Origin of the sequence: Rhizobium sp. H4, assembly GCF_003013335.1 — a bacterium.
In the GTDB taxonomy this organism is placed as follows: Bacteria; Pseudomonadota; Alphaproteobacteria; order Rhizobiales; family Rhizobiaceae; genus Rhizobium; species Rhizobium sophoriradicis.
On record NZ_PSOW01000023.1, the window covers coordinates 76,707 to 84,782 of the forward strand.

The window sequence follows — 8,076 nt, forward strand, 5'->3', positions numbered from 1 at the left end:
GTGTCCATCAAAGCCGCCAGCCCGCGCGGATGACGGCGCGCACCGCCTCGCCGGCATCGACGACCACGCGGCTGTAGGCGCGCAGCGTCTGGCCGTTGCCGAGGGTGAGCTTCACGGCGTAACGCTCGCCCTCGAACAGCACGGATTCGACGGTTGCCGGAGCCCCCTCGCCGCCGATGATCACATCTTCCGGCCGCACGAGAATATCGGCGCCATTGGTGTTGGCCGCCTGGAGCGCGTCCTGCAGCTCGTCCCATTCCAGATGGCGTTCACCGCCCATGACAGGCAGCTTCAGGATCGCGCCGCGTCCGATCAGGCTGCCGACGATGCGGCCCTCCGGGCGGGCATAGATCTCGGCCGGCGGCGCCACCTGCAGCAGCCGCCCTTCCGACATGACCGCAACATCGGTCGCCAGCGCCATCGCCTCGCTCTGGTCGTGGGTCACGTAGATCATCGTCGCACCCGAGCGCTGGTGAAATTCGCGGAAGATCTCTTCCATCTCCTGCTTCAGGTGCCGGTCGAGATTGGCGAGCGGCTCGTCGAGCAGCACGACATCGGGCGATGTCACCAGGCAGCGGGCGAGCGCCACGCGCTGGCGCTGGCCGCCGGAGAGATCGGCCGGCCGCCGGGCGGCATAATCGGCAAGCCTGACGGTGGAAAGCGCCTCGCCGACCTTGGTCCGGTATGCCTCGCCGAAGACGCCGCGCACCTTCAGGGGATAGCCGACATTGTCGGCGACGCTCATATGCGGCCAGAGTGCATAGGACTGGAAGACCATCGCCATGTTGCGCTTCTCGGGCGGCAGCGACTGGGCGGCATCGGCAAGCAGCCGCTCGCCGAGATGGATCGAGCCGTCGGAAGGCGTCTCGAAACCGGCGATCATGCGCAGCACCGTCGTTTTGCCGCTGCCGGAAGGCCCGAGCAGCGCCAGGAAGCCGCCCTCGCGCACATCGAGCGAAAAATCGCTGACGGCCGCGCGGCCGGTGCCGAAATCCTTGGCTACCCGGTTGAGGATCAGTTTCGCCATGGGACCACTCCTGTTGGCAGGTGTTTGGCCAGGAGTTCCAATAGCAGCATCATGACGACGACCATCAGGACGACGAGCACCGAGAGCGCCGAGGCAAGGTCTGAGCTGCCGCTGTCGTCGAGATTGTAGATGGCGACGCCGAGCGTCTGGGTGCCGGCCGACCAGAGCAGCGCGGAGATCGTCAGCTCGTTGCAGGCGATCAGGAAGACGAGGATGACGGAAGCGCCGGCGGCGGGCGCAATCAGCGGCACGATGATATCGGAAAGCCTTCGAAAGAAGCCGGCGCCGGAAAGACGCGCTGCCTCTTCCAGCGCCGGATCGAGCTGGTGGAAGGCGCTGACCACGGGTTTCAGGCTGACGGCGAAGAAGGAGGAGAAATAGGCGATGAGAATGATCCAGATCGTGCCGTAGAGCGAAATGTGGAGGAACGGGATCGGTGCCGCGAAGACCAGGATGAAGGCGACCGCCATGACGATGCCGGGCAGGGAATAGGGTATCTCGATCAGGCTGGCGATGATGCAGGACGTCGCATCCTTGCGCCGCGTCAGCATATAGGCCGCAAGCACGGTCACCACCAGGAGACAAACGGCAGTGGCGCCGGCAAGCGAGATCGAGTTGACGAAAGCCGTGCGCGTCACCGCCTGCCGGAACAGGATCTCCTCAAAGGCATGCAGCGACATGGTCTTGAAGGTGAGCGGCACGCCGTAGGCGGGAACCAGCGCGCCGGCGACGAGCGCGAAGAAGGGTGCGGCGAGCATGAAGAACAGGATCGCCCAGAGGAGCGGCGTGAAGGCGAACCGCCAGGCGCCGAGCTCGAAGGCCGCACTCGCCCCGGATAGGCCGATGACGCGGTAATCGCGGCCTCTGAGCGCCCGGTCCTGGATCATCAGCCCGGCGACCGAAATCATCGCGATAATTGCCGAGAGCACGGCGACATCGCCGAAGGTACGGCTGGTGAAGGCGGAAAACTTGGTGAAGATCAGTGTCGGCAGCGTGAAGATTGAGGCGGGAATGCCGAGAATGGCGGGGATGCCGAAATTGCCGGTGCAGGAGACGAATGAGATGGCTGCGCCTGCGATGATGCCGGGCAGCGACAGCGGCAGGATGATGTCACAGAAGACCCGAAAACTGGAGGCGCCGGAAAGCCGTGCGGCCTCGACGCCATCGCGCGGCAGTGTCATCAGCCCGGCCCTCAGCGCGAGATAGACGAGCGGCGCATGCTGCATGCCATAGAGCAGCGCGATGCCGCCGACCGAATAGAGCGGCTGCGGCGAGCCGAGCGGCGGAGCGATGGCGAGCGCCTTCAGCAGCGGGCTCGACGGCCCCGACATCTGCACCCAGGCAAGGGCCGTCACCTGCGGCGGGATCATCATCGGAAGCACGAAGAAGAAGCTGAGCAGCCCTTTGCAGCGGATGTCGGTCAGCGTCAGCAGGAAGGCGAAAAGGCAGCCGATGAGAAGTGAGAGGATCGTGCCGAGAACGGAGGTGACGACGGTGTAATAGGTGGCCTGCCAGAGCGCCGGGTCGGCGAGCACATCGGTGACACCGCCGCTGGCGAAGCCCGCGATCCCTGCTATGGCAAGGCGGGCGAGCGGCAGCACGCTAAGGATGAGCACGGTAATGACGATAAAGGGAAACAGCCAGGCGGGCTGGCTGTTTCCTGCTCTGACATAGCCTGGCATGAAGAGATCAGTTCGAGCCGTAGATGCCCGAGAAGGTCTTCAGATCCTGATCGGTATTCTTCAGGGCTTCTGCGGCATTGACCGGCAGGACCTTGATGGTCTCGCGCGCCGGGAAGCCTTCCGGCACCTTCATGCCGTTGCGTGCCGGGATGTAGCCGAGCTTGAGGAAGCCTTCCTGGCCCTTTTCGGAGAGCAGGTAATCAACGAACTTCTTGGCGGCCTCGGCATTCTTGCTGCTGGCGAGGATGCCGACCGGCTCGGTGACGGCAGAAACGCCTTCGCTCGGGAAGACGAATTCGACCGGAGCACCCTTGGCCTTCTCGCGGATCGGCAGGTAGTCGACGACCACGCCGTAAGCCTTCTCGCCCGAGGCGACCGACTTCAGGACGGCGCCATTGCCGCCGGCGGCGATCGCGCCGTTCGCCTGAAGCGACTTGTAGAAGTCCCAGCCGAGGCCGGGAACGGCGGCAAGCGTCTGGGCATGGATGAGGGCCGCACCCGAAGCAAGCGGGCTCGGCATGGTGACGAGACCCTTGGCTTCCGGCTTGGTCAGATCCTTCCAGCTCGCCGGCTTCATGCCGGCCGAGGTGTTGTACATGATGCCCGTGGTGATCAGCTTGGTCGAGTAATAGTAGCCGTCGGCGTCATAAAGCGTGGCGTCGTATTGGGCGGCTTCCGGCGACTTGTAGGCGAGCAGCTTGCCCTCTTCCTTCAGGCGCTCCAGCGTCACCATGTCGGCGATCAGGAGAAGGTCGGCGACCGGGTTGCCGGCCTGAATCTCGGCCTGCAGCTTGGCGATGATCTTCGGCGTGCCGTCGCGCACCCAGTCGACCTTGATATCGGGATTGGCGGCCATGAAGCCATCGACCGTCGCCTGCGCGTCTTCGTTCGGCTGGCTGGTGTAGAGAACGAGGTTTGCGGCCGAAGCCGGAATGGCAAAGAGGCTCGCGGCGAGAAGGGCTGCGGCGGAAACGATTGTTTTCATAGGGAGGGGTCCTCGGAATTGCGTCACCCCTCCCTTATTAGGGGTCGTTGACAGAGATGTGACAGGCCATCGCAGGTCAAAAATCGCCGCCTTGCCGCCGGTGCAGCAAGGCCACGGCGCTTGCGCGCCATGGCCCTTTGAACGAACTCTACTTCGCCGCTTCCTCGATGAGTTCTGCCACCTTCTGCGGTTGCGACACCATCACGACGTGGGAGGCGCCATCGACGACGACGGTTCGCTTGGACCCTGCCCGCTCGGCCATGAAGCCAAGGGCTGCAGCCGGGATATTCTTGTCGCCGGTGCCGTAGACGAACCACGACGGCAGCTTCTTCCAGGCCGGCTCACCGGATTTGTCAGTCAGCGCGGTCTCGGTGACCGGGCGTTGGCCAGCCGCCATCAGGGCCGCTTGTTCGGCCGGCACGTCGCTGGCGAACTGATCATGGAACTTCGCCTGGTCGATATAGAGATCGACACCGCCGCCGCTGAGTTTCACCGGCGCCGCCAGCGCCCCGCTCAGCGTGCCGCCCGGAAACTTGCCGGCGAGATCGGCAACTGATTCCCCGGCCTCCGGCGCGAAGGCCGCGACATAGACCAGCGACTTGACGTTGTCGTGGCCGTTGGCCGCGGTCGAAATGACCTGGCCGCCATAGGAATGGCCGACGAGAACCACGGGGCCGGCGATGCTGTCGACGACGTCGGAGACATAGGCAGCATCATTGGCAACGCTGCGCAGCGGATTGGCGGCCGCCACGACCGGGAAGCCGTCCTTGCGCAAGATTTCGACGACACCGTTCCAGCTGGACGAATCGGCAAAGGCGCCATGGACGAGAACGACGGTTGGCTTGGCCGGCTGAGCAACGGCAGCACCGGAGAAGAGAGCGCCCGCCAGGGCGACGGCAGCAGCAAACTTGAACATTGGTCATTTCCTTTCGTCGGTTGGAAGTCACAGGAGCCGAAGCGGGGTTGCCGTGCTTTTCGGCTCTTAAGTTCGTTATTTTATTTGTAAGCGATTTCTTTGTACACGATTTATTTAGATCATCCGTTCCACCGCGTCAATAGCTTGCAAACAGATCGCGCACAAATTATATTGAAATCAGAGGAGAGCGTGATGAAAAACACCACATCGAATGATCTCGCCGACGTGCCCAAGATCGATGAAATGCTTTGCTTTTCGATCTATTCAGCCGGCCACGCCTTCAACCAGCTTTACCGCCCGCTGCTCGACGAATTGGATCTAACCTATCCGCAGTTCCTCGTCATGACCACCTTGTGGGCGCGTGACGACCGCACGGTGAAGGATCTCGGCGAGACGCTTTTCCTCGATTCCAGCACCCTCACCCCGCTGCTGAAGCGGCTGGAAAATGTCGGTCTCGTCACCCGCAACCGAAATCCTGCCGACGAACGCCAGGTGCTCTTGCGCCTGACGAGAGAGGGACAGGCCCTGAAAAGCCGCGCCACCCACGTGTACGACTGCATCGGCAAAGCCGTCGGCCTCGATGCCGTGACCGTCGGCAAGATTCGGGACACGGTAGCTTCGATCCGCGACACCATTCACAACAGGGATAAGGACGAGGCCTGACCCTGGCAGGCACACTGCGTCACTGGCGAACGATTTTCTTCGACAAGCCGTTGGCATGTTGTACGATCCGTCAGCTGCCGCCCCTGCGATCGGCCATGGCCGCAACCCGGCGCGAAGATGCCGGCACCCGCTATCTTGCCTGAGCCTCACGCAGGCGTGAACGCGCCGCCATTGCCATTCGGCCATGCTGAGGTACGTCAATCCTGTTTTGATGAAGGAGGAATTTCAATGGAATATCGTCTGCTCGGCCGCTCCGGCCTAAAAATTTCGACATTGACCATGGGCACGATGACCTTCGGCGGCGTCGGCTGGGCGAAGATGGTTGGCGATCTCGGCGCCTCCGAGGCGAAAAAGATGATCGATATGTGTATTGATGCCGGCATCAATCTGATCGACACCGCCAACGTCTATTCGTCAGGCGAATGCGAAAACATCATCGGCGAGGCGCTCGCCGGCAAGCGGCCGCAGGGCGTGTTGCTCGCCACCAAGGCCCGCTTCGGCATGGGCGACGGCCCGAACGATCGCGGCCTCTCGCGCTACCATCTGATCCGCGAATGCGAGGCGAGCCTGAAGCGCCTGAAGACCGATGTCATCGATCTCTACCAGGTGCATGAATGGGACGGCCAGACGCCGCTCGAAGAGACGATGGAAGCGCTCGACACCCTCATCAAGCAAGGCAAGGTGCGTTATGTCGGCTGCTCGAACTATTCCGGCTGGCACATCATGAAGGCGCTGGGCATCGCCAAAGAGCACAGCTATCAGCGCTTCGTCAGCCAGCAGATCCACTATACGCTCGAATCCCGCGACGCCGAATACGAGCTGCTGCCGATCTCGATCGACCAGGGCCTCGGCGTCTTGGTCTGGAGCCCGCTGGCCGGCGGCCTGCTTTCCGGCAAGCACCGCCGCAACCAGGCTGCCCCCGAGGGGACCCGCCAGTTCGCCGGCTGGACCGAGCCGCCGATCCGCGATGAAAACCGTCTCTGGAACATCGTCGAGACGCTGGTCGCGATTGGTGACGAGCGCGGCGTCTCGGCCGCGCAAGTGGCGCTTGCCTGGCTGATCGGCCGCAAGGCGGTGACCTCGGTCATCATCGGCGGGCGCACCGAGGCCCAGTTCCGCGACAATATCGCCGCCGCCGAGCTGAAGCTCACCGATGACGAGCGCAAGCGCCTTGACGCCGTCAGCCTGCCGCCGATCCTCTATCCCTATTGGCACCAGTTGAACACGGCAAGCGACCGGTTGAGCGAAGCCGATCTCGAACTCTTCGGCTCGCATCTAAATTAAAGAGTGAGAGCATGATGTCGTCCGAAAACCGCTCACACTTTTCGGCATCATGCTCTAGCAATAGCGGCTGAGACATTGCACGGCGGAGGGTACGCGTCACAAAAGATGCACTTTATCAGTGCTAGCATGAGATCCCGCCACCGCAGCGAGGTTCTCATGCTGAAGAATTACAAGGTCCTGAAGGGTACGGCGAGCGCGCTCGCTCTCGATGACGACAACGATCCACATATCGAGATCCGCATCGAGGCGGACGGCGTCAGCTATCGCATCGCGCTCAACGTCCGCTCTAAGATGTCGCCGCACGACCTGCTCTACGCCAATATCGTCGATTTCAAGCATCCGACGCTGACGGAGGCGCTCGAAGCCCTGCCGATGGGCCTGACCGACATTCGCAAAGACCATCCGGAGCTTGCGATCGACTATGTCCGCGGTGGCCTGATCGAGCGCGAGGATATGGATGTCGCGCCCTTCCAGCTCTCCGGCCCGAAGAACGATCTGAGGGAATTCATCGAGCCGATCGTCGAGGAAGGCATCGCCGATCCCGACATCCATTTCTATGCCTTCGGCGAAGCATGGGGGCCGGAGCACGGCAAGCCCGATCAATATTTCGATTTCGAGCCGGGCAACGGCATCCACGACATCCACATGAACCAGGGTGACGGCGGCAGCTTCAAGGCCACCAACGGTCCGAACCAGGACGGGGCGCTGCTCGTCCATTTCACCGATACCGACGAATGGGCGGCAATCTTCCTCTGCTTCCAGTCGCAGAACTGGAACACCGATGCTGAGTCCGGCAATCCCGTCTTCGAAAACCGTGGTGGCCAGGGCCGCGGCGAAGGCACGCGCCGGCCGCAGCCGGTCGTCGCCTCGTCGCTGCGCATCATCGCCGCCTTGATCAACCCGGTGAATGGCGAAGGCGGCACCGAGGCCGAAACGGTGACGCTGATCAACCGCTCCGACATGTCGGTATCGCTCGACGGCTGGAAGCTGGAGGACGAAAACGGCCGGACGCAGACGCTGTCGGGAACGCTTGCGGCGGGCGAGATCCGCACCATCGCGATCGACGCCGCAGCCGGCGGCCCGCAGCTCGCCAACCGCGGCGGCGATATCATCCTGCGCAACACCGACGGAGCGGTGGCCGACCGGGTCGGCTACGGCAAGAGCGAGACCGCCAACGAGGGCTGGACGACGATTTTTTGATTTGGCGCTCTGGTCAGCTGTTTTGCTAAAAGCATGGCAATGGAAGGATAAACTGCTTACCCCTTCCCTCTGAGAGAAGAGGGCGGAAGCACTTCCCTCTCCTCCCTTGTATCTGCACGTTAGTAATTTCGTGCGACGGAAGCGATTGAGCCTCTGGCCGGGTGGCCACCCGGCCAGAGGCTTGACGAAGTAGCCCGTCCCCCCTCCGGTTACAACCGTGGATGAGCCTGGGATCTTCGTCATCGTCACGTACGACCGAATAGTCGCTTGGCTCCAATCGCACGCACAAGGCAGGTTACCGTGAACAGAATTATATGTG

General features: G+C 62.6%; 7 protein-coding genes. 3 read left to right on the forward strand and 4 right to left on the reverse strand.

Going from position 1 to position 8,076, the window contains the following annotated elements; translation table 11 throughout:
* Positions 1-7 precede the first annotated feature (7 nt).
* The 4 genes from C4N04_RS28215 to C4N04_RS28230 all read right to left on the reverse strand — a co-directional run bounded on the left by C4N04_RS28215 (position 8) and on the right by C4N04_RS28230 (position 4,610).
* Positions 8-1,027 carry an ABC transporter ATP-binding protein gene (locus C4N04_RS28215; RefSeq protein WP_106797560.1) on the reverse strand — a complete coding sequence of 340 codons (1,020 nt, stop codon included), beginning with the start codon at positions 1,025-1,027 and terminating at the stop codon, positions 8-10.
* The gene (locus tag C4N04_RS28220; protein ID WP_106797561.1) at positions 1,015-2,709 is read right to left on the reverse strand and encodes an iron ABC transporter permease; all 1,695 of its coding nucleotides are present in this window, start codon (positions 2,707-2,709) and stop codon (positions 1,015-1,017) included. The genes C4N04_RS28215 and C4N04_RS28220 overlap by 13 nt, the downstream gene beginning before the upstream one ends.
* Before the next feature lie 7 nt (positions 2,710-2,716).
* A complete protein-coding gene (locus C4N04_RS28225) occupies positions 2,717-3,694 on the reverse strand; it encodes an ABC transporter substrate-binding protein (protein ID WP_106797562.1) in 978 nt (325 codons plus the stop codon).
* A 148-nt stretch (positions 3,695-3,842) separates the two neighbouring features.
* Positions 3,843-4,610 carry an alpha/beta hydrolase gene (locus C4N04_RS28230; protein WP_096764555.1) on the reverse strand — a complete coding sequence of 256 codons (768 nt, stop codon included), beginning with the start codon at positions 4,608-4,610 and terminating at the stop codon, positions 3,843-3,845.
* 192 nt (positions 4,611-4,802) lie between these two features.
* On the opposite strand from C4N04_RS28230, the gene C4N04_RS28235 reads away from it, so the two are divergent.
* From C4N04_RS28235 to C4N04_RS28245, 3 genes are all read left to right on the forward strand, one after another.
* Positions 4,803-5,273 carry a MarR family transcriptional regulator gene (locus tag C4N04_RS28235; protein WP_106797563.1) on the forward strand — a complete coding sequence of 157 codons (471 nt, stop codon included), beginning with the start codon at positions 4,803-4,805 and terminating at the stop codon, positions 5,271-5,273.
* Between the two features lie 228 nt (positions 5,274-5,501).
* The gene (locus C4N04_RS28240; RefSeq protein WP_009996712.1) at positions 5,502-6,557 is read left to right on the forward strand and encodes an aldo/keto reductase; all 1,056 of its coding nucleotides are present in this window, start codon (positions 5,502-5,504) and stop codon (positions 6,555-6,557) included.
* A gap of 156 nt (positions 6,558-6,713) precedes the next feature.
* A complete protein-coding gene (locus C4N04_RS28245; RefSeq protein WP_077992920.1) occupies positions 6,714-7,757 on the forward strand; it encodes a DUF2278 family protein in 1,044 nt (347 codons plus the stop codon).
* Positions 7,758-8,076: the final 319 nt, after the last annotated feature.

What these genes read in the sequence shown, in the direction of transcription:
- C4N04_RS28215 (WP_106797560.1), bottom strand. Translation starts at nt 1,027, where the DNA reads ATGGCGAAACTGATCCTCAACCGGGTAGCCAAGGATTTCGGCACCGGC.
- C4N04_RS28220 (WP_106797561.1), bottom strand. Translation starts at nt 2,709, where the DNA reads ATGCCAGGCTATGTCAGAGCAGGAAACAGCCAGCCCGCCTGGCTGTTT.
- C4N04_RS28225 (WP_106797562.1), bottom strand. Translation starts at nt 3,694, where the DNA reads ATGAAAACAATCGTTTCCGCCGCAGCCCTTCTCGCCGCGAGCCTCTTT.
- C4N04_RS28230 (WP_096764555.1), bottom strand. Translation starts at nt 4,610, where the DNA reads ATGTTCAAGTTTGCTGCTGCCGTCGCCCTGGCGGGCGCTCTCTTCTCC.
- C4N04_RS28235 (WP_106797563.1), top strand. Translation starts at nt 4,803, where the DNA reads ATGAAAAACACCACATCGAATGATCTCGCCGACGTGCCCAAGATCGAT.
- C4N04_RS28240 (WP_009996712.1), top strand. Translation starts at nt 5,502, where the DNA reads ATGGAATATCGTCTGCTCGGCCGCTCCGGCCTAAAAATTTCGACATTG.
- C4N04_RS28245 (WP_077992920.1), top strand. Translation starts at nt 6,714, where the DNA reads ATGCTGAAGAATTACAAGGTCCTGAAGGGTACGGCGAGCGCGCTCGCT.